The 20,030-nt window shown below is 38.0% G+C and carries 18 protein-coding genes; 3 read left to right on the plus strand and 15 right to left on the minus strand.

Annotated elements, in window-relative coordinates; genetic code table 11:
• The 6 genes from M9949_09950 to glmM all read right to left on the minus strand — a co-directional run bounded on the left by M9949_09950 (position 1) and on the right by glmM (position 7,050).
• The gene (locus M9949_09950) at positions 1–567 is read right to left on the minus strand and encodes a c-type cytochrome (protein ID MCO5251726.1); all 567 of its coding nucleotides are present in this window, start codon (positions 565–567) and stop codon (positions 1–3) included.
• Entirely contained in the window at positions 554–760 is a 207-nt protein-coding gene (locus M9949_09955) for a cytochrome C oxidase Cbb3 (GenBank protein ID MCO5251727.1), read from the minus strand. Before M9949_09955 ends, M9949_09950 begins: the two co-directional genes overlap by 14 nt.
• Before the next feature lie 10 nt (positions 761–770).
• The gene (gene ccoN, locus M9949_09960) at positions 771–2,942 is read right to left on the minus strand and encodes a cytochrome-c oxidase, cbb3-type subunit I (protein ID MCO5251728.1); all 2,172 of its coding nucleotides are present in this window, start codon (positions 2,940–2,942) and stop codon (positions 771–773) included.
• Positions 2,939–3,115, minus strand: coding sequence for a cbb3-type cytochrome oxidase assembly protein CcoS (gene ccoS / locus M9949_09965; protein ID MCO5251729.1), 177 nt, complete (start codon positions 3,113–3,115; stop codon positions 2,939–2,941). Before ccoS ends, ccoN begins: the two co-directional genes overlap by 4 nt.
• Positions 3,116–3,271: 156 nt before the next feature.
• On the minus strand, positions 3,272–5,689 hold the full coding sequence (locus tag M9949_09970) for a heavy metal translocating P-type ATPase metal-binding domain-containing protein (protein MCO5251730.1): 2,418 nt from the start codon (positions 5,687–5,689) through the stop codon (positions 3,272–3,274).
• On the minus strand, positions 5,686–7,050 hold the full coding sequence (gene glmM / locus M9949_09975; GenBank protein ID MCO5251731.1) for a phosphoglucosamine mutase: 1,365 nt from the start codon (positions 7,048–7,050) through the stop codon (positions 5,686–5,688). The genes M9949_09970 and glmM overlap by 4 nt, the downstream gene beginning before the upstream one ends.
• Positions 7,051–7,182: 132 nt before the next feature.
• Here glmM and M9949_09980 point away from each other — a divergent pair, with 132 nt between their 5' ends.
• Positions 7,183–7,626: a DoxX family membrane protein gene (locus M9949_09980; protein MCO5251732.1), complete on the plus strand. Its 444-nt coding sequence runs from the start codon at positions 7,183–7,185 to the stop codon at positions 7,624–7,626.
• 14 nt (positions 7,627–7,640) lie between these two features.
• Positions 7,641–8,354 carry a hypothetical protein gene (locus tag M9949_09985; GenBank protein ID MCO5251733.1) on the plus strand — a complete coding sequence of 238 codons (714 nt, stop codon included), beginning with the start codon at positions 7,641–7,643 and terminating at the stop codon, positions 8,352–8,354.
• On the opposite strand, the gene M9949_09990 is transcribed toward M9949_09985, so the two are convergent.
• From M9949_09990 to M9949_10020, 7 genes are all read right to left on the minus strand, one after another.
• The gene (locus tag M9949_09990) at positions 8,351–9,646 is read right to left on the minus strand and encodes a peptidylprolyl isomerase (GenBank protein MCO5251734.1); all 1,296 of its coding nucleotides are present in this window, start codon (positions 9,644–9,646) and stop codon (positions 8,351–8,353) included. The two genes, M9949_09985 and M9949_09990, sit on opposite strands and share 4 nt — an antisense overlap.
• Positions 9,643–11,682: a peptidylprolyl isomerase gene (locus M9949_09995; GenBank protein MCO5251735.1), complete on the minus strand. Its 2,040-nt coding sequence runs from the start codon at positions 11,680–11,682 to the stop codon at positions 9,643–9,645. Before M9949_09995 ends, M9949_09990 begins: the two co-directional genes overlap by 4 nt.
• Before the next feature lie 93 nt (positions 11,683–11,775).
• The gene (gene murC, locus M9949_10000; GenBank protein ID MCO5251736.1) at positions 11,776–13,137 is read right to left on the minus strand and encodes a UDP-N-acetylmuramate--L-alanine ligase; all 1,362 of its coding nucleotides are present in this window, start codon (positions 13,135–13,137) and stop codon (positions 11,776–11,778) included.
• Positions 13,138–13,142: 5 nt separating this feature from the next.
• Positions 13,143–14,015, minus strand: a complete 873-nt coding sequence (locus M9949_10005) for a hypothetical protein (protein MCO5251737.1) — start codon at positions 14,013–14,015, stop codon at positions 13,143–13,145.
• Positions 14,008–14,790 carry a hypothetical protein gene (locus tag M9949_10010; protein MCO5251738.1) on the minus strand — a complete coding sequence of 261 codons (783 nt, stop codon included), beginning with the start codon at positions 14,788–14,790 and terminating at the stop codon, positions 14,008–14,010. Before M9949_10010 ends, M9949_10005 begins: the two co-directional genes overlap by 8 nt.
• Positions 14,787–15,512: an ATP-binding cassette domain-containing protein gene (locus M9949_10015; protein MCO5251739.1), complete on the minus strand. Its 726-nt coding sequence runs from the start codon at positions 15,510–15,512 to the stop codon at positions 14,787–14,789. Before M9949_10015 ends, M9949_10010 begins: the two co-directional genes overlap by 4 nt.
• A 15-nt stretch (positions 15,513–15,527) precedes the next feature.
• Entirely contained in the window at positions 15,528–16,319 is a 792-nt protein-coding gene (locus M9949_10020) for a carbon-nitrogen hydrolase (GenBank protein MCO5251740.1), read from the minus strand.
• Positions 16,320–16,573: 254 nt separating this feature from the next.
• Between M9949_10020 and M9949_10025 the strand changes: the two genes are divergently transcribed.
• The gene (locus M9949_10025; GenBank protein ID MCO5251741.1) at positions 16,574–17,407 is read left to right on the plus strand and encodes an NlpC/P60 family protein; all 834 of its coding nucleotides are present in this window, start codon (positions 16,574–16,576) and stop codon (positions 17,405–17,407) included.
• Positions 17,408–17,424: 17 nt separating this feature from the next.
• Here the strand turns inward: M9949_10025 and mraY are convergent, their stop codons facing one another.
• Positions 17,425–18,555, minus strand: a complete 1,131-nt coding sequence (mraY, locus tag M9949_10030) for a phospho-N-acetylmuramoyl-pentapeptide-transferase (protein MCO5251742.1) — start codon at positions 18,553–18,555, stop codon at positions 17,425–17,427.
• Positions 18,556–18,622: 67 nt separating this feature from the next.
• Positions 18,623–20,023, minus strand: coding sequence for a UDP-N-acetylmuramoyl-tripeptide--D-alanyl-D-alanine ligase (locus tag M9949_10035; protein ID MCO5251743.1), 1,401 nt, complete (start codon positions 20,021–20,023; stop codon positions 18,623–18,625).
• Positions 20,024–20,030 lie beyond the last annotated feature (7 nt).

Raw genomic sequence — 20,030 nt, forward strand, 5'->3', positions numbered from 1 at the left:
CTATTGCTCCCAAAGTTCACCTTGTGGAGCTTTAGCATTTGCCGGTTGTGTACCTTTCAATGTTAGAATGTAACTTGCGACCAATTGAACTTCTTCAGGAGTAAGCAATGGTTTCCAAGAAATCATCCCTTTTTCGGGGACACCGTTAATAATGACGTTCATCGTATTTTCGATTCCACCGCCATGAATATAATAATCATCTGTCATATTTGGACCGATGCCGCCTTCGGCATTTGTACCATGGCAAGAAACGCAATTTTCCAAATAAATTGTTTTGCCTTGTTCTAAAGCATCATTATCGGTAATTGGTACATACGCAATAGCAGCCCATTTTTCATTCATTTGCTGGATTAGACGCATAGCATCATCAGAGCCGGTGTTGAACTCTGCAAGATACTCTTCATGTTGGCTGGGTCCAATTTCGGCAATATTATAATAGAAAAAATAGCCGATTCCCCAAATTACAGTTATGATAAATAGCCAAACCCACCATTTAGGCAAAGGATTGTCGTATTCGAGAATACCGTCATAATTATGTTCTAATAATTTGTCTTCAGTTTGTGACATTTTCATCTCCTGATTTTTTTTCATTTAAGGTATCATCAGAATCAAGGGGTAATAAGCCCATGTAGTTTATGAATTTTTTGTCTAATTTGTAAGCCATTATAAAAACAACTACAAAAAAAGTAAAAAAGAATAATAAAGTAAAGGTAGGAAGTAGTTCTATACCTTGAATATTTTGAAAAATTTGTCTGAACATCACGCCCTCCTTATGGTTTGTTGAAAATTGGTTTACTTTCGCCCTTGATATCAGTGCCCAATCTTTGCAAATATGCAATCAGAGCAATGATTTCCTTATCGTATGTAGTTTCGATTCCCGTAACTTTCAGCTCTTCAACAATTTCGAGAGCTTGTGTATGGACATCAATATATGCAACATTATCATATCCCGGAGGATACGGGAAGTTGAGAGTCATAAGTGCTCTGATTTTATTTGATGTAAGAGACGTATCTAAAGTGTTTTCGAGTAACCACGGATAGCGCGGCATAATCGAGCCCGGTGCAATTGATTGCGGGTCATACATATGCTGGTAGTGCCAAGCATGAGGGTATTTGCCGCCAATTCTGTGCAAGTCAGGTCCTGTACGTTTCGAACCCCATTGGAATGGTGCATCGTAAACAAATTCACCTGCTTTAGAATACTCACCGTAACGTTCTGTCTCGCTTCTGAATGGACGAATCATTTGCGAATGGCACAAATAACAGCCTTCTCGGATGTAAATATCCCGACCGTGCAATTCGAGAGGAGTATATGGTTTAACGCTGGTAATCGTCGGAACATTCGATTTGATAACCTGCATTGGTACAATTTCAAATATCCCTCCTACTAAAATTACGACAAGCGATGCAATCAAAAATGGCATTGGCTTGCCTTCCAACCATCTGTGGTTTACCTTTTCTTTATGAATAGATGCCATAGCAGGAGCCTTGAATGTTTCCGTAGCCATAAAAGAACCGCGTTTCATAGTCATGATTAAATTATACAACATGACAATTGAACCTGCCAAGAATAAGCTGCCGCCTAATGCTCTTATAGCATACATCGGAACTAAATGAGTCACAGTTTCGAGGAAGTTGCGATACATCAAAAAACCGTCAGGAGAGAATTGTTTCCACATCAAGCCTTGTGTGATACCTGCCCAATAGAGTGGTGCAGCATATATCAAAATGCCCAGAAATGCAATCCAGAAGTGCAAGTTTGCAAGTTTTTTTGAATGCAGTTCGGTTTTCCACATCTTCGGTATTATCCAATACAAAATACCGAAAGTCAGCATACCGTTCCACCCTAAAGCTCCGACATGAACGTGAGCAATAGTCCAATCAGTAAAGTGCGAAAGCGCATTGAAACTTTTAATCGAAAGCATTGGACCTTCGAATACAGCCATACCATACGCTGTGATTGCTACTACCATGAATTTTAGAACAGGGTCTTCGCGTACTTTGTCCCAAGCTCCTCGGAGCGTGAGCAAGCCATTAATCATCCCGCCCCATGACGGTGCGATAAGCATAATGGAAAAGACTGTACCGAGTGATTGAACCCAATCCGGAGTTGATGAATAAAGCAAATGGTGAGGACCTGCCCAAATATATAAGAAAATCAAAGACCAGAAATGAATAATGGAAAGTCTATATGAATATACCGGTCGGTTAGCAGCTTTGGGAAGAAAATAATACATAAGCCCCAAAAATGGAGTTGTCAAGAAAAATGCAACAGCATTATGACCATACCACCACTGAACCAAAGCGTCTTGAACTCCTGTATAAATTGGATAGCTCTCGAGTATTGAATAAGGAATAACTAATGAATTGACTATATGCAAAACTGCAACTGTTACCCACGATGCAATATAAAACCAGATTGCAACATACATGTGGCGTTCGCGCCTTTTGACTAATGTCATCAACATATTGATACCGAAAATTACCCAAACAACAGCAACAGCGACATCTATGGGCCATATTAATTCGGCATATTCTTTGCCTTGTGTTAGTCCCAAAGGAAATGTAATTGCGGCAGAGACAATTATCAATTGCCAACCCCAAAAATGCAATTTGCTTAGCAAGATGCTCCACATCGGAGCTTTGGCAAGTCGAGGTAATGAATAATAGACACCCATGAAAATTGCGTTACCGACAAATGCAAAAATTACTGCATTTGTATGCAAAGGGCGAAGTCTTCCAAAGGAAATATAGGAAATTCCCAAATCTAAGAATGGGAAATATGCCGGAGCAAACATTTGAATTGCTATAATCAAGCCAACAAGGAAACCGACGATGCCCCAGATAATAGTTGCCCAAGCAAAATTTCGGACAATCACATTATCATAGCTGAAGGTTTCGAGGTCTTTGGGGTTAACTGAACCGGTAGAATCAATGCTCATTCACCTACTCCATCTTTTAATTTTACATTATTATTGTTGTCATCATTTAAAATGCGTAGCGACGGAGTGTAAGTGTCATCAAATTGTTCGTTTTTGACTGCCCATAGAAAGGATACCAAAAAAATTATGGCAACAAATAGTGAAGCGCTCATCAAAATTATTACAACTGACATTACAAACCTTTATAATTTTATACTTTCAAAAATCGTAATGCAAATACAATAAAGCACAATGCAAATTTTCAATTTTTAAATGTATCATTTTCAGATGAATTGTGCAATTTTGTTTTATAAATTTGTAACCAAAATGTAAAAATATTTTAGAAATGACTAAGTCTTGCGAGATAATCTAAATTCCTTCAAATAAGAAGACCCAACAGTCAATGCTATTACACTTATCGAACTGACGGGCATCAAAATAGCTGCTATCAGGGGCGACAGAAGCCCTTGAACAGCAAAAAAGAAGCCGATGCTATGATAAACAAAGGACAAAATATAGCTCAACTTCACAGTGGTGACACCATTTTTGGCGAGAGCTAATAATTTTGTGAGTTTGGGGAGTTCATCAGCTATCAAAATAGCGTCAGAGCCCGGTGTAAAGTTTGAATGTTGCTCCGAAACTGCAATACCGACATCGCTTTGGTTCAAAGCTCCGGCATCGTTCAAACCATCACCAATCATAATCACCTTTTTGCCGGATTGCTGAAGCTTAGAGATATATTCCAATTTATCTGCGGGCAGCATATTGAATTGCATTTTAGCTTTGTCGGAAGTCAGGGTTTGCAGATAATTTCTCTCAGAATCATTATCGCCTGATAAAATATAAATTTCATGCTTTTTCAGAAGTTCGTCAAATAGTAACTTCAATCCCTGTCTGTACGATGAATTTATGGCAAAAAATCCTGAGAATGCGCCATTAAAAGCTACATAAACACGCGATTCGGCATTGAACTCGCCCGAATTGCCGCCTGATTCAGTATCAATTTTTATATTATTTTCAATTAGCCAGGATTTGCTGCCGAGCAAAATCGAATTAGTTCCTACAAATGCCATCAGCCCTTTGCCTGATACTTCATCGTAATCATCAACTATGACAGTTCCGCAATTTAGATGATTGTATATCATGTTGCTCAAAGGGTGAGTTGAGTTTTTGACTATAGATTTTATTGCGATTTGCTTGTCTTTATCAAGTGGTGAGCCGTTGAAGCTGATTTCCGACTTGTTAAGTTCAGTCAGTGTTCCGGTTTTATCAAATACAATTACATCAGCGGAACTCATGTATTCGACAATTTTGTCCGTTTTTAAGAACATTTTCCTCTTTCCGAGCAATCGCATGGTAGTGCCATATGAAAAGGGAATCGAAAGTGCTATTGCACACGGGCAAGCAATGATTAATACAGCGGTAATCGAATTCATGGCGATAGTCATATCCTTGGGAATCCAATAAATAGCGGTAGCGATTGCAATCAATAGTACAATTGCAGTAAAATATTTCGCAGCAGTATTGGACAAATTTGAAATTGTTGATTCTTTCTGCTTTTCAAATAGTTTGGAATTCCAAAGTTCGGTCAAATAGCTACTCGAAAACTTCTTCATCACTCGGATTTTGATTACGCTACCCTTGTGTTTGCCGCCGGCGTAAATCTTGTCACTTTTCATAGCAGTAATCGGTGATGATTCTCCTGTGACAAAACTATAGTCAATCAATGCTGATTCACTTTCCAGAATTGAATCCGCAGGAATGAGCTCATCATGCCTTATAGACAGCAAATCACCCGGCACGATTTGATTGACGGGTATTGGCACATCATTTTCCTTATCGGATTTAATTACCGAAAGAGGAAAATAGGATTTGAAATCGCGATTGAATGATAAATTGTGATAAGTTTTCTGTTGGAACAATTTCCCCAATAAGAGGAAAAAAACTAAACCTGTGAGCGAATCAATGAAACCCGAATCAGTTGTGAACAAAATATCGTAAACACTGCGTAAAAATAGCACCAAAATCCCCAAACTCAAAGGTACATCAATATTTACAGTTTTCATCTTCAATCCGTGCCAAGCGCCCTTGAAATAATCGCTGGCGGCATACATAACCGGAATACTCAGCAAAATCGAGATGTAGCCCATGTATGTGCGAATATCGCTTTGGATAGTTCCACCGGATAAATATTCCGGAATTGCCATCAACATGATATTTCCAAAAGCAAAGCCCGCAATTCCCAATTTGATATATAATGACCTGTTGTGAGCAATCTTTCGGGGTTGTTCGATATCCGATAGATTCAAAGTTGGGCGATAGCCTAATAATGTGAGCAATTCAACAATCTTGCGAAGTGAAGTTTTTTGGTTATCAAATGTGATGCTGACTTCTTTCCGCAAGAAATTCACTTTCGATTCGAGCACACCATTTTCCAGAAGGTGAATGTTTTCAATCAGGTACAAACAGGCACTGCAATAGATTTGAGGCAGATAGAAAATTACTTTGGAGCGATTTTCGATATTATATTTCAATAGTTTTTCGACAATTGAATTGTCATCGAGGAATGAAAACTCATCTTTATCAAATTTTGATTTTGAATCCGAACCAATTCGTGCTTCCTCGTAAATTTTTGTCAAATCATTGTCGGACAGCAGAATGTGAACAGTTTTGCAACCGTTGCAGCAAAAGTATTTATTGTCGATTCTAATAGTGTCGTCCGGACAAACGTCCCCACAATGAAAGCAAATCAATTCATCAGGCTTCATTTGGTATCCGCAATGATGCTTTTGATTTTGTCAATCGTTTCATCAATATTTGAATTATTCAATTTTTCGTAAATCAGCCGGATAATAGGCTCCGTGTTGGACTTGCGGATATGAATCCAAAAGCCGTCCGAATCAATTCTCAGTCCATCTTCCAAATTGACATTTTCAGAAGAAATTTCTTGAATTATTCGAGATTTCAAATTTTCAAAATTTCCAGCGAAATCAAATTTCAATTTGTTCATTTCGTAGTTGGGGAAGTCGTTTGACAATTCGGATAACGAGCGATTTGATTGAGCCATTAAGCCCAAAATCAAGCAAATTCCAACAAGGGAATCACGTCCGTAATGGCAATTGGGCAAAATTACACCACCACTACCTTCCCCACCGATGATTGCACCAATTTCTTTCATTTTACTGACGACGTTGATTTCACCCACGGGGCATCGTGCAACAATCCCCCCGAATTGACGTGCAGCCCATTCGGAATATGATGATGTCGAAAGATTGACAACTGCAATTTTCTTCGCTTCGGCAATCGAGCTACTCATCACAGATTGAATCGCCAATGCAATTGTCTTTTCCTCGCTTACGCAGGTGCCGCTTTCGTCCACAAGGACTAATCTATCAGCATCGGGGTCAACAGCAAAACCTACATCAGCACCCACTTCGGCTACTTTAGATGAAAGCTCAGTCAAATATTGAGGCAGCGGTTCCGGAACATGAGGAAATTCTCCGTTGCCTTCGCAATTGATAGCGATTACTTCGCAGCCAAGATATTCCAACAGTTTCGGGATGATAACACTGCCAGAAGCGTTTACTGCGTCAACGACCACTTTAAATTTGCGTGATTTGATAATTTCCAATCGTTCAGCGATGAAATCGCTATTTGTGACTGATTTGATATGGAAGTCAATCGGTTCAATTTCGGAGAATTTTATTTCAGCATGATTTTCAAAATCACATTCAACCACACCCGAATCAACTATATCCCATACTTTTTGATTTTCAGCTTCATTTAAAAAAACACCGCTTGAATTCAAAAATTTCAATCCGTTCCATTGTTCGGGATTATGCGATGCTGTGATAACAATTCCTGCGTCATAATCGAATTTTTCGACCATTAATTGGACTGTCGGAGTTGGGACAATGCCCAGAATATCGCATTCTACGCCGATTGAAGAAAGAGTAGAAGAAAGGATTTTTTCTATCCAATCGCCTGAGGGTCTGCCGTCTCTGCCGACCGCAATTTTTTTTGAATTTGTTGCTTTGGCGAATGCCGCAACATATTGTTTGACCATCTCGGGAGTCATATCATCTCCCAAAGTTGCTCGGATTCCTGAAATTGACCTTACAAAAGACATTTTATACTTTTTTGAATTTTCAAATTTTGACTGTCACAAATATATTGATTTTGAGCGTGACAATGAAGAAGGTAAAATAATGAGTTGTTTTAGTAGTTAATAATAATTATTAAAATCAACGACTCAAATTAGATGAAAAAGATACTCGAATCAGGAATACCGACTACAATTGCAAGAATTATCGTAGGTTACATTTTTTTGTCATACGGAATCGGCAAGATTGCCAATCCTACGCTTTTTGTCTCCGAAATTGCGAATTATGATTTGGTTCCGAACTTTTCGCTGAACATGATTGCAATGATATTGCCTTGGGTCGAAACCATTTGCGGGGTACTGCTCATCACAGGTGTAAAAGTAAAAGCAAATTCATATATCACAGCATCAATGATGTTTGTATTTGTATTTGCCGTAATTGCGGCTATGGCGCGCGGACTTGACATCAATTGTGGGTGTTCGAGTACAAATCCGCAAAAAGTTGGATTTCCGAAGTTGATTGAAAATTTGGCTCTTTTAGCGATTTCAATTTTCAATATATATTTTCCAAAAAGCAGATTTTCATTAGATAAGTTTGAATAAAATAAGAGTGGTAATTGATAAATACTACGTTTATAAAGGCAATCCGAGACAATCTCTTTGATTTTGTCGCTCCCGAGCATTGTGCCATTTGTAATAAACACATCAAGCCACATTCTGCTCAATTCAAAATGCTTTGCAACGCTTGCCTCAACTCTATACCTTATGCCCCATCACCCAATATAATTCGCAATCGTTTTTTTGAGCATTTCAGCGAAGATAAGGTGGCAATTGATGGCGCTACTGCACTTATTTCTCTGAAGGAGAATGCTCAGTATTTGGAAGCTATTCACAAATTCAAATACGCAGGATTGTCGCTATTGGCTTATGAATACGGAAAGCTCTTGGGAAGGAGAATGCAAATTGACGGCATGACCGATTACGACTATATCATTCCCGTGCCCATCCACAAAGTAAAATATCGCGAACGCGGCTATAACCAATCATATCACATATCTTTAGGATTGCTTGAATTAGTAGCGGGTGAAATGTCTGATGATTTCGTCAAAAGGAATCAATATACTATAACTCAAACTGCACTCAGTAAAGAGCAACGAAAACGCAATGTTGGGAATATATTTGAACTAAACAAAGAATTCGACCCCAAAGGGAGCCGAATTCTTTTAGTTGATGATGTTCTGACTACGGGTTCGACAATTAACTCACTTGCAAAAAGCCTCAAATCGGCTGGTGCCGAGCGTTGCGATTGTGCAACTTTAGCAATTGCCTAATAATCGCTGACTATTTCCCAGTGCATATCTTTGCGTAGATTTTGGAGGAATTCAGAATATAATTTTCGCTTTTTGCTTTCAATAGCATATTGTTCGATTTCGTTAAAATCATCTTTCAAATTTGCTTTGTGAACCACATGGAATTTCTTTTTGTAAATTATGTGATACGACTCTTTTGATGGGTCTGATACATATAGCATAGGTTCGCTCAAACCACCGTCAGGGAGTGCAGTTACAATCGAACGGAGTTTATCGGGGATATCTTCATAAGGCAATTTGCCGAGAAAACCACCAAAACCGCGACTGTCCTTGTCATCTGAATGTAATTTGGCTAACTCTTCGAAATCGGAACCGCTTTCGACTTTTTTCTTCAAATCATTCAAAAAGTCAATAGCTCTTTGCTTATCTTCGCTTGATTGTGCAAATTTAAGTAAGATATGGCGCGTTTTTACAGCATCGGTACGCTTATCAAGCGTTTGGATAATGTGAAAACCAAAAGGAGTCTCAATAGGTAAAGAAATTTCATTGACTGCTAATCTGAAAGCTGCCTGTTCAAATTCAGGAAATAATTTGCCACGTTCGAACCAACCAAGCTCACCACCGTCTTGGGAAGTGCCCGGATCACCGCTGTAACGTTTAGCAAAATCTGCGAAATCTGCACCATTCAAGAGTGAATCACGCAATTTGATTGCGAATTCAAATGAGGTTTTCTTAGTGTCATCATCCGATTTGACATTCTTTACAATATGATATAATTCATAAGCAGCCGGCATTTCCGGGATTGAATCACTATTATTGGCATAAAAATCTTGGACTTCTTTTTGAGATACTTTCACGTCGCTAAACTTAACAGACAATAAATTTTGTACCAACAAGCTTTGGCGAATCTTCTCTTTGATTTCATTTTTGATTCTGGGTATAGACATACCATAAACTTGCTCTACACGCTGCTCGGAGCCAAATCTTCGGACTTCCGTCTGGAGATGCATTTCCATCCTTTGCGTAACTTCCTCGTCGGAAATAACGATTGAATCTTGCTTGGCTTTATAAACCATTAGGAATTGGTCTATCAGCCCATCAAGAATTTGCTTTCTGAGTGCTTTATCGTTGACGTCAAGATTCTTGTCATACTGCATAAGAGCGCCAATCTGACCGTCAATGTCGGATTTCATCACAACATCATCACCAACTATGGCGACGATACGGTCAAGGCTTTCGCCTGCTTTGGGTTGGGCGTTAGCGACATTCATCATCAACGTCAGAAAAACAATGTTTAGGACAATTAATCTCATTTTCCGCTTTTATATTGGTTTATTACTTCTTCAATTACTTTGTCGTGAATTTTTACGTTGAATTTCTTACTAAGCTTTGCTAACCATTCAGAGTTCAGATTTTTTTGGCGAATCTCTTGAATTCTTGGAGCGAATCTGCTTTTGGCTTCTTCGAATGTCATTTGACGTGGCAGAAATACTTCATTAACTTTCACTATCGAATAACCGCGTTCATTCTGGAATGGTGGAATTAAACCACCTGATTGAACGTTCAACTCATTTGCTTTTTGAGCAAATAGATTGTTAGCGGTTGTCACTATTCCCCAATTTCCATTTCTTTCTCTATAACCGGCTCTTTGGGTTTCGACACTTGCAATTTGCCCGAAATCTTCCCCGCTTTTAGCCCTTTGATAAATAGCATTAGCATCATCTTCTTTCATCACGTAAATTTCAGATATGTCGTAGGAAAGGTCTGTGAAATAATTGGTTTTTGTCGAATCATAATAAGCACGTGCTAATGCCAAATCTTCGCTGTTTAATTTATCCCAAACTTCAATAGCTTCAACTTTAAAAAGCATAATTCCATCACGAAATTCTTTCATCAGTGAAGCAAATTCGGGGTAATCTTTCTCAAGATTTTTGGTAGCTTCGTCAAATGCAGCATTGTCGGCTTTATAGACTATCGCTTTCCTGATTCCGGCTTCATTTAGTGCAGCGCCACGCATCGAACCGTCATTGTTCAATATATAAATAAAATCAGCAACCGTTGTCTTCTTTTTCAAAATCTCATATAAAGTCTTTTTTTGAATATTTTGCGGTATATTCTTGTCCCATTCACGTTCCATATTGGTCTTGTTTGTATCAAGATAATTGAGCATTTCAATTAGAACGTCATCATATAACTTATAACCATAAGCTAATTTGAGTGAATCCATCAAATCATTTTTATCGGGTGTGTAGTACAAAGTTTTGTACAAATTTTTCAAACCGTCAATTTCGGCTTCAAATATTGGCTCTATTGCATCTTCAAGATAAATAATATGATAACCGAAAGCAGTTTTGACAGGTTCTGAAATTTCGCCTTTTTTCATTTTGTAAACTGCATTCTCGAATTCGGCAACTAATGGCAATTCACTTTCTTGCAATCCTGTAGAACGTGAATAGTAACCACCCAAATCACCGCCTTTTTCGGCAGAAGCAATATCATCAGAATTTTCTAAAACCAATTTGTCGAAATCGGCACCTTTTTGAAGCAATTTATAAAGGCTGTCTGCTTTTTTGCGAGCTTCTTCATCAGTTCGATTATCATTGACTGTAATTAAAAGATGACGTGGTTTGGTGATGATTCTATCAGCAACATCGAAAACTTTTATAAAGAAATAACCGAAATCTGTTACAACAGGTTCGGGATATACCTGACCTTTGCCGGTTTTGTAAATTGCATTTTCGATTGGACGTTGAACCTTGCCCGAAGTGACATAATTTTGGATTAATCCGCCTAAGTTACCAGTTCTTTTATCGTCTGAATAAGTTTTGGCTAATTCTTCAAAACTTTCTCCGGCTCTTAGTTTTTGGGTTACTATTTCCACTTTTCTCTCTGGAGTTAGAGTTTGGGTGTCATCCTCGGGGATATGTCTGATAAGAATAATTCCCACTTGATATTCCTTTTTTCTCATTTCAAGAAATCGGTCTATGGCAGGATTGATAAGCATTTGGTCATAATAGAATGATTCAGCTAATATTTTGCGGTTTTGGTTGATGTCTGCCACAACTGAAGAATCTTTGTCGAAGCCACGACTGTATGCATCGTTTACTTTGAGTCTGAAACCGGTGTATAAATTCAGGAAATCCATAACACTATCACGACCGGAATCGAAAATCGGTTTATCGCTACGGTTAATGCTTTTGCGGTATGCTTTGTCTATATCGAAGGCACTGAGCTTTTCTTTGCCTACTTCGGCAACTATTCGGCTTTTTAAATATGCTTCATTCGGAGATGATAGAATGGCTTGAAATGTTAGAAAAAAAACTGTTGTCAGTAAAAAAGTAAATTTCATGATATAATTTATGTTAAGTTGAACATACATATTGACAATAAGACAAAAAAAACAAATTGTTATTTCACATAAGACGAATAAAATTGTAAGACGTTAAGCATCGAAACAATCTATCAAATCGCAAACATTGCCGGCGCCAATAGTCAGAAAAACGTCACCGGGCTGAAGAATTTCGAAAATTTCGGCTCTTACTTCGTCCAAAGTTTGTACGAACCGGACATTTTTCTTCCCGCTTTCTATCAGTTTATCAGCAATCAATTTACCCGTAACACCTTCTATGGGCTGTTCTCGAGCAGGATAAATTTCAGTTATAATCACTACATCTGCATCATCAAAGGATTCGGCAAATTCGCGATACATTGCTTGAGTTCTGGTGTAAGTATGTGGTTGGAAAGCCGCTACAACGCGTCTGCCATAAGATTTGGCAGCATTCAGTGTTGCTCTCACTTCCGTTGGGTGATGGGCATAATCATCAATGACAAGTACTCCACCAAATTCACCTCGTATATCAAATCTTCGGTAAACACCATTGAATGCCTCGAGTGATTGCTTGATAATCTCGAAATCAATTCCCATCTTATTAGTAACTGTAATTGCAGCAAGTGCGTTTTTTATGTTGTGAATTCCGGGAACCTTCAGATGGATATTACAAATCTCGGTTTCATTGCAAATAAGGTCGAATCGTGCACCACTTGGGCTTTCAACTATGTTTGTCGCACGATAATACGAGTCCTCGCCTATTCCGAAAGTAACAGCTTTGCGTTTCAAATCATCCGTTATTTTTTGTACTCCAATATCATCACAACCAAGCACGACAAGACCATAAAATGGAACTTTATTAGCAAACTCTGTAAAAGTTTTTCTTATGTCTTCAATATCGGCGTAGATGTCAAGATGTTCCGCTTCGATGTTGTTGATAATAGCAATTGTCGGTTGTAATTGCAAAAAAGACCTGTCGTATTCATCGGCTTCAACGATTGTCCATTCTCCTTTTCCGAGTCGAGCATTTGTACCGCCGAAGTCTCGCAATCTGCCACCTACAATTACAGTCGGGTCAATACCTGCATTGATAGCAATTAACGCAATCATTGATGTAGTCGTAGTTTTGCCGTGAGTTCCGGCGACAGCTACGCAGTAGTTCAATCTGGAAACTTCAGCAAGCATTTCGGCACGTCTGATAATAGGTATGCCCATATCGGTAGCATGAACAGTTTCAGGATTTGTAAATGGATTCACAGCGCTCGAATATACCACTACTTCAGAGTTTTGAATATTTTCCGATTTATGTCCGATATAAATTTCAGCACCTTTGGAACGAAGTTCGCGAACATTATCTGATTCGTTCATATCCGAGCCACTAATTGAAAAGCCCTGTTGCAATAATATTTCTGCGATACCGCTCATGCCAATACCGCCAATTCCTACAAAATGAATTCGATTTACGCTTTTAAACATGATTTCTAATTTGATTTTTTTGTGATTTGTTCTACTTTTTCCATGAAAATATCCGGTTTCAGTACGTCATATTCCATGACAAACTTACCGACAAGTTGCCCATCGGGATTGAGAATGTATAATACCGGACGTGTTGAAAATGTTCGCTTATCGGAAAACATATTGTCTGAAAGCGGCTGATATTCTTTCAAAGGGTCATTTTCGTTAGTTGCATCAGCTAAAAAATTAATTTTCTCAAAATCACTTTTATCGTATGACATTGCGACCGCTACTTCATGATTAGCCTTCGCAAAATTGAAATTCGTGTCATTGTCCATCAATTCGTGTATAAAGAAATTGTCATTCAGATAATTACTGACTAATAGCATAACATATTTTCCGGTTTGCTTTGATGCCGATAGGGCATTTTCTAAACTTTGAAGTTTGTTTATTTTCAGTTTCTCCAAATTTTCGAGCATTGATATGAAATTTTCATACGAAGTGCTTGTGGACATGAATGACAATATTCTACCTTGATTATCTGCCACAAAATCGAATCTTGATGTGCTGATGCCGAAATCATTCAATAAAGAGGCTTTCTCGTTTAAATCGCCAAGATTGAATCTGACAGGGATAAAATCTTTTTGGAGATAATCAGTTACATTCTCATTATTGAATAAAGTTGTATATCGTAGCCTCGAATTTGCGTCCCATCTCGAATAAACGTTGACATAAATGAATTTACCTGTTGCAGCAGCTTGCACCTTTGCTTTCTCAAAAGTCAACCATTCAATATCGCTTTTCATTTCGCGAACATAGAAAAACATTGCTATAATGAACGACACAAGAGAGATTGATAATATAATAAGAAAGTTTTTATCTTTAAGTTGATTAATCATTGCCGGACCTGTCAATATTTATTAGACTGAAATGCAAGTAGGATAATGCACCAAAAAATGTTAGAGCTGCCATTCCCCAGAAAAAATGCTCGATGGGGAAAGAATCCTTCAAACTGTAGTAACTTGCTGCGTTGGCAAAGCCATTTGGAAAGAAAAATTCGGTGATAACACCCATAATTGGCGAATCCCAAAAGAAATTTGCAATCACGCCATTGATAATTACACTATCGGCAAACATCCATATTGCGAGCAATAGCACATTGAAAAATTTGCTCAAGAAGCATGAAAACCAAATCGCAATGCTTATGAATAGCAAGCCTTCCATATATGCAAAGAACCAAATTGACAAAACGGAAAATACGTTAAACTCAATTCCCGTAGCAGTAAACGAAAACACAATCAACGGAATCAAGCAAAAGGCAATAGTGAACAGCAATAGTAATAGTGCAGCGTAAATATATTTTGATGCCAGAACTGTTTGACGTTGAACTGGTCGTGAAAAAACAGTTCTGAACCAAAAGTTGTTGACATCATTTGCGATGATACCGGGAGTGATGAAGAAAATCGAAAACGGTATCACTATTTTCAAAGCATAAGTGAAAACATCTTTAATCGCAAAAAAACCTGCTGCTTCGCTATCAAAAAAGCCAAGCCACGAGGGCAACATTGCAATCACAACTCCAAATACGGTTACAAGCGAAAGAATGATTATTTTGGGCAATGTAAAGTATCTTTGCAATTCAGCTTTGAGAATTGCTTGTAGTTGAGTTTTCATAAAAATCTCCTTTCGGATTCGTATCTTCGGAATGCTTCTTCGATAAAACCCGGACCTGCTTCAGATGTCAATACGTTGCCTTTCAGTTCGCCGGAATCAATAAAGAGTATTCGGTCTGAGACCTTTTCTACTTCGGTCAAATGGTGAGAACTAAATAATATCGTCATGCCTGATTTTTTTTGCTCGGAAATAAAATCCCGCAATTCAAAAACAGAGGGTGGGTCAAGTGCTGCAGTTGGTTCATCGAGAACTACTAATTTGGGATTGCCAATGAACGAGGAAATCAATTCAACTTTTTGCCTCATACCCTTTGATAAACTAACGAGAGATTTATCTGCGGCTTGAGAAAGTTTGAAATACTCCAACATAGTATAGATTTGCTCATCGTTATTTGTGAATCCTGCTAAAATCGAATTCAAAATCAAAAAATCGAATGTTTTCATAGTCTTTGAGCGATATTGATTATCGGATTGAAATCCGACAAGTTGCTTGAATCTAAAATCTTGGTTATCAATACCGAAAACAGATACCGACCCGCTATCAGCAAAATCAAATCCCATGAGTATTCTGATTAGCGTTGTTTTGCCGGCTCCGTTTGGACCTATCAGCCCAACAACTTCGCCGGGATTAATTTCTACGTCAAAATCAATTAAAGCACGTGTCGGCATTTTCGATTTTTTATTGAATGTCTTGTTTAATTTAGTGATTTCAATTGCTTTCATTTTCAAAATTTGTGTTTATAAATAATATTGAGAACGTCGGTCTGCAAAAATATCATTAAATTCGTTAAAAGATTTGTTTCTTGTCATGATTGGGTCAATTTCGGCAGAAATAATCTCTTCGGTATCGGGCTGTGCTTTGCTTAAAACACTACCATTATAAGAGTAAATTTGGCTGCTACCGTTGAATAAAAGTTCCTGTCCGTTCCTGTTTTCAGTACCAATCCGATTTGCTACCGCCAAATAGACTTTGTTTTCTAAGGCTCTGGCAGGAGTTGCGATATGCCAAACATTGGTAACCAAATTTGAAGGGCAAACGATGAGGTCTGCACCATTCAAAGCTAAAGTTCGGGAGGCTTCCGGGAATCGCCAATCATAGCAAATCATAGTGCCAATCTTGATTTCCGGCTCAATGCTTTCAATCACAAAAAAGCCCTTGTCTCCTTCGTCGAAGATGAATCTTTCTCTGAAAAACAAGTGCGTTTTACGATAGACATTGTTCAATTGCGGATTTGGGAGCAGTATTGCGGCGGAGTTATACAATTTATTACTACTGATTTCCGGGAAACCGATTACGATAATCTTCTTTACCGTGATTGCAAGATTTTTCAATTCGGTGAAAACTAAATCTTGAACTGCCAAAGCCATCGCCATTGCCTCATCTCTCGAAACGAAGTCGTAACCGGTCAGACAAAGCTCCGGGAATACGATTACATCAGATTTGACTGATTTGACAGCACCCAAAACTCTTGAAAAATTTGCTTCGATTTCGCCAAACTTAGGCTCGAATTGTACTACTGAAATAAACATTTTTGTACTTTTTTGATTAATCAAGAAACAAAAATGACAAAAAATATTGAAAGAGCAAAGACGTTATAAAAAAATGCAAAAACTTTATATAATTTTGTGTATTTGGAAAAAAAGTGTTAAATTGTAGTTGTTAAAAGTGTAAAATTTTTTACACACTTTTGAAAACTGGTAATAATTTTAGAATTATATTTGTAATTAAGTATAAACACACTAAAACTTAAAAAGTTTCAAAATGAGAATTAAATAGGTGAAATATGAGATTGAAAACACTGATTAATAAATCAATTGTTCTTACTATAATAGCATTAATAACATTTATAAGTCTTACAGATGAAGCTTCCGCACGCAAAAGGCGAAAGTACAACCCCAAGCAAACACGCGAACAAGCGATTCAAATAATCAGGTCAAGCTCAGAACATCTCTGCGAAATAGCAGGACTCGACCCGATTGTCGAAGAAGCCAACGAAGAGCTCCAAAACGAACTAATGGAACATGCCGAAGACCTTGATTCGGGTGAAGAAATTGGTGATTTTGGCGAAGACATTGATGAATTGCAAAATGAAGATGATGTAATCGTTGATATAGATTCTTTCAAAATGCTTTGGTTATCGTATATTGACGACCATATTCAATCGCCATACATCGAATCCGGTATCAGAAAAGATGAATTGATGGACGAAATCATGGAATGGCTTGGTACTCCCTACAGATTTGGCGGCACAACTACACGCGCCATTGATTGCTCGGCATTCACACAAAAAATATTCCTATCTTCAGCAAGCATTTTGATTCCTAGAGTTGCCCGTGAACAAGTCAAAATTGGCAGAAAAATCCCCAGAAATCAACTTGAATTCGGCGACATGGTATTTTTCCATACTTACTCACGCAAATTTGCTTCACACGTTGGCATTTACTTAGGTGATAATCTTTTCGCTCATGCAAGTTCAAGATTTGGTGTGACTGTATCATCTTTAGAATCTTCTTATTATAAGAAGAATTTCATCGGTGGAAGAAGAATTACAGCCAAAGACGTTGCGAATTTGAGCATAAACAAACCCGATGTACTCAACGCAGAAGTTAATCCTTAAGATTAAGAATCGTCTTATTATCTCACTTTAAATGTTGTAAGAGTTATAATTGCGAGCATTACCGCAATTATGTAGAATCTTGTTACAATCTTTGATTCGTGCCATCCACTCTTTTCAAAATGATGATGAATCGGTGCCATCTTAAATAGTCGCTTCCCTTTACCATATTTCTTCTTAGTATATTTGAAATAAGTAACTTGGATAATTACCGATACGGCTTCAGCAAAGAAAATACCGCCAATAATTGGTAGTAAAAATTCTTTCTTAATCAATATCGCAAGACCACCAATTGCTCCGCCAAGAGCCAAAGAACCCGTATCGCCCATAAAAACTTGCGCCGGATATGAATTATACCAAAGAAATCCGAGTGCTGCCCCAACTAATGCAACTGCAAAAACAGTCAATTCCCCTGTTTCTCGCAAATATACTACATTAAGATATTCAGAAAAACGCACATTTCCCGTTACGTAAGCTATCAAAGCTAATACTAATGCTGCTATTCCCACAGTACCGATAGAAAGCCCATCCAAGCCATCAGTCAAATTGACTGCGTTAGATGTTGCTGTAAGAATGAAAATCACCATCGGAATATACATGAATTGGAAATTGAAATTGAGATTCTTTTCAAAGGGAACCGTAGTCAGCGTGTTATACTTATGAAAATCTTGCGAGAACCAATCAGGGCAAAAATATATTACCGAACCGAGTATGATGCCAATTGATACCTGACCGATGATTTTATATCTGCCAATCAAACCTTGGGGATATTTTTTAATCACCTTCAAGTAATCATCAATGAACCCTACTATTCCGAGCCAAATTGTTGTCAGCATTATCATTATTATAAACATATTTGATAAGTCTGCCCAAAGCAAAGTTGGGATGAGAAGTGCCGAAAGGACTATCAATCCGCCCATTGTCGGAGTTCCGGCTTTGGAGGAGTGATTCCCGACGTTCTGAAGCTCATTTTTGGATTGCTCTCCAATTTGATGCTTAGTCAATTTCCGGAGGATTATCGGTCCAACGATGAAGCTGATTAATAGAGCTGTGATGGCTGCCAAAGCAGAACGAAATGTAATATACTGGAATAGACCGAATCCGGGCGGGTCAAAAGTCTTCCAAATCCAATCAAACAAATAATAGAGCATTAATTAGGTTTTTAGATTTTGAATAAACACTAATTTAAAAATAAATTATCACTTATTGATGCGAAAATTAAATTATATTTTTTAAATCTGAGATTACTGTTTCGAGTGTGATGCCTCGAGATGCTTTGACGAGCACAATATCACCCGAATTCAAAGTATCTTTAAGTTTTTGGGCTATTTCACTTTTGCTAAAATGTTGAACATTAGGATACATTTGCGAAAGCTCCGAATATGCTTTTGCAAATTCATCGCCTGTGAGATAGACCAAATCGGCAGATTCGGATGCAAGTTTGAGAATATCTTTATGCTCCTGTTCAGACCATTGTCCGAGCTCGCGCATGTCACCAAGAACGGCTACCTTTTTGCCATCACCCGGAAATTTGGAAAGCGTTGACAAAGCAATAATCATAGATTCGGGGTTTGCGTTGTAGCAATCGTTTATAATTTTAATATCAGAATGCGTTTCAATAGCCATTCTGCCATAACCATGATAAAGTGGAGCGGTGAATTTTTCTAATGCTGATTTTATCAACTCGAATTCTACTCCGAAATGAATGCCGACAGCTGTTGCACCAATGGCGTTATAGGCAGAGCCAAGCCCGATAGTCTGCATGTTGACGCTGAATTTTTTGTCGTCATGGTCGAAATCAAGGATTGGTTTCATATCATTATCGAGTATGATTGATGCTCTAAGTTCGGCATTTTCATGAGTGCCGAATGTCATGAATTTTTGCAAAACATGCCCGTAAAGTTTCAATCGCGCATCATCATAATTCACAAAAGCAAATCCTTCCGAACGAACGTGAGCAAAAATATAGGTTTCTTCAAGCTCCACGCCATCTAAATCTAATAGGAATTCAAGATGTTCGCGCCCGATGTTCGTGATTAATGCGTGTGTTGGTCGGACAATTTCGCCCAAACGATAAATTTCGCCTGATTGATTGGTTCCAAGTTCGAGCACGGCAAGGTCATATGAATTGTTCAAACTCAATAACATAAGAGGAACGCCGAGCAAATTGTTGTAATTTTCATAAGTACGGAGCACATTATATTTTGTAGCTAACACGTCGGCAATCATCTCTTTTGTGGTTGTTTTGCCGTTTGAGCCGGTAATAGCCACAATCGGAATATTGAATTTCATTCTATGAAATGATGCTAATTCTGCTAAAACTTCAATATTATCTTCGGAAACAATGATTGGTCTGTTGCCGATTTCGATTTGAAGTTCGGACAAGGATTTTTTTTCAACAAAACATACTTCAGCACCGGCTTCTAAAGCTTTGTCTATCAAGCTATGACTATCTATGTTTTCGCCTTTCAAAGCTACAAAAGCATTTCCTTGCTTGACTGAACGAGTATCTATAGAGACGCCCGTGAACAATTTGGATTCATTCAAATTATGAAATTCAGATTTGTCAAGAATAGCTCTAAGCTCTGTAGTTGTGAAAGATGCAGTATTTTCTATCATAATATCT

Origin of the sequence: Candidatus Kapaibacterium sp. (genome assembly GCA_023957315.1) — a bacterium.
Lineage (GTDB): Bacteria > Bacteroidota > Ignavibacteria > Kapaibacteriales > UBA2268 > PGYU01.

Bases quoted from the DNA above. Each gene is read 5' to 3' on its own strand.
- M9949_09970 (MCO5251730.1), bottom strand. From the start codon at position 5,689: ATGAAGCCTGATGAATTGATTTGCTTTCATTGTGGGGACGTTTGTCCG.
- M9949_10015 (MCO5251739.1), bottom strand. From the start codon at position 15,512: ATGAAAGCAATTGAAATCACTAAATTAAACAAGACATTCAATAAAAAA.
- mraY (MCO5251742.1), bottom strand. From the start codon at position 18,555: ATGCTCTATTATTTGTTTGATTGGATTTGGAAGACTTTTGACCCGCCC.
- M9949_10010 (MCO5251738.1), bottom strand. From the start codon at position 14,790: ATGAAAACTCAACTACAAGCAATTCTCAAAGCTGAATTGCAAAGATAC.
- M9949_09995 (MCO5251735.1), bottom strand. From the start codon at position 11,682: ATGAAATTTACTTTTTTACTGACAACAGTTTTTTTTCTAACATTTCAA.
- M9949_10020 (MCO5251740.1), bottom strand. From the start codon at position 16,319: ATGTTTATTTCAGTAGTACAATTCGAGCCTAAGTTTGGCGAAATCGAA.
- M9949_10025 (MCO5251741.1), top strand. From the start codon at position 16,574: ATGAGATTGAAAACACTGATTAATAAATCAATTGTTCTTACTATAATA.
- M9949_09955 (MCO5251727.1), bottom strand. From the start codon at position 760: ATGTTCAGACAAATTTTTCAAAATATTCAAGGTATAGAACTACTTCCT.
- glmM (MCO5251731.1), bottom strand. From the start codon at position 7,050: ATGTCTTTTGTAAGGTCAATTTCAGGAATCCGAGCAACTTTGGGAGAT.
- M9949_10005 (MCO5251737.1), bottom strand. From the start codon at position 14,015: ATGATTAATCAACTTAAAGATAAAAACTTTCTTATTATATTATCAATC.
- ccoS (MCO5251729.1), bottom strand. From the start codon at position 3,115: ATGTCAGTTGTAATAATTTTGATGAGCGCTTCACTATTTGTTGCCATA.
- M9949_10035 (MCO5251743.1), bottom strand. From the start codon at position 20,023: ATGATAGAAAATACTGCATCTTTCACAACTACAGAGCTTAGAGCTATT.
- ccoN (MCO5251728.1), bottom strand. From the start codon at position 2,942: ATGAGCATTGATTCTACCGGTTCAGTTAACCCCAAAGACCTCGAAACC.
- M9949_09980 (MCO5251732.1), top strand. From the start codon at position 7,183: ATGAAAAAGATACTCGAATCAGGAATACCGACTACAATTGCAAGAATT.
- M9949_09990 (MCO5251734.1), bottom strand. From the start codon at position 9,646: ATGAGATTAATTGTCCTAAACATTGTTTTTCTGACGTTGATGATGAAT.
- murC (MCO5251736.1), bottom strand. From the start codon at position 13,137: ATGTTTAAAAGCGTAAATCGAATTCATTTTGTAGGAATTGGCGGTATT.
- M9949_09950 (MCO5251726.1), bottom strand. From the start codon at position 567: ATGTCACAAACTGAAGACAAATTATTAGAACATAATTATGACGGTATT.